The sequence below is a fragment of the Hoeflea sp. genome, from assembly GCF_984452065.1.
The window spans coordinates 1-1,242 of sequence record NZ_CFHWAF010000236.1; the positions used below are offsets into that span (position 1 = coordinate 1).

A 1,242-nucleotide genomic window follows, 5' to 3' on the forward strand; every position below is an offset into this window, starting at 1 on the left:
CCGAGATGGTCCGGTTCACGAAGTCGCGGTTGCCGCGGGGCGTAACCTGCGCGAACGGATAGCCGTCGGCGGCGGCTGCCTCGGAGATCGAAATGATCGAGTCCTCGACCTTTTCCGCGCTGTAGACCGCGCCCTTCCGGCTCGCCAGATGACGGCGCACGCTTTCGGCGTCGATTCCGGCGACCGTGCTTTCCACCTCGATATCGCCGAATGTGTAGCGCTCGCCCTCATCCAGGGTGATCGTGATGATGTAGTCGCCGCTGGCCGGATCGAGATCGGCGGTCGACGATATGATGCGGAAATCGGCGAAGCCGCGATTGTAGTAGAAACGCCTCAGCAGTTCTTCGTCGGCGCGCAGCTTGTCAGGATCGTAGACATCCTTGCGCGACAGGAACGACAGAAGACCCGACCGCTTCGTATTGATGACATCGGCAAGGCGACCGTTGGAATAGGCCTTGTTGCCGACGAAGTTGATCGACATGATCTTCGTGCGGCCGCCCTCGCTGATATCGAAAGCGACGTTCACGCGACCGCCGTTCAGATTGACGACCTGTGTCGTCACCGTGGCTTCGCTGCGCCCGATCCGGTCATAGGCCTCGCGGATGGCCTCCGCATCGTATTCCACCGTCGTTTCGCTGTAGGGTCCGAGCGGCTTCGACTGGACAATCGCTTCGAGCTGCTTGTCCTTGATCTTCTTGTTTCCATTGAAGACGATCTGGTTGATGATCAGGTTTTCGTCGACCGTGACGATCAGAGCCCGGCCCCTTTGATCTATCTGAACATTGGAAAAAAGGCCCGTGGCGAACAGCCGCTTAATCGATTCGTCAATGTCCGCATTGGTGAAATTCTCACCCGGCCTGATGGTCATATTGCCGCGAACCGTATCGGCATCGACCCGCTGATTGCCGCGAACCTCGATGACGCTGACGACAGCCGCCTGAGCAACAACCGTGGAAGCCAGAAAGGCCGCTCCGGAACCGCTCAACACAACACATGCGGAAAGAGCTAGCGCCGACAGCGCGCCCAGTAACTTTGAACCGGCCTTCATTGGCGTCTTTTACCCTTTTCCCAATGTCCCCAGAGCATCATCAGGCGAATCCTGCCTGCCACGCCGTTTTACTATGTTTTGAGCGACACGCAAGCCATTGAGTTATTTTCTGTTTGTTAACTGTCAACAAGTGACGAAATCGCAACGCTGACCACGATTTTGCTCCTGACAATTTGTTAAAATGCTGAATTAAT

Annotated in this window: 1 protein-coding gene; it reads right to left on the reverse strand. The window is 56.6% G+C overall.

The annotated features are described in order from the left end of the window. On the reverse strand, positions 1-1,048 hold a 1,048-nt coding region (bamA, locus tag AC5E6N_RS23845; protein WP_491750145.1), incomplete at its 3' end, for an outer membrane protein assembly factor BamA. Positions 1,049-1,242: the final 194 nt, after the last annotated feature.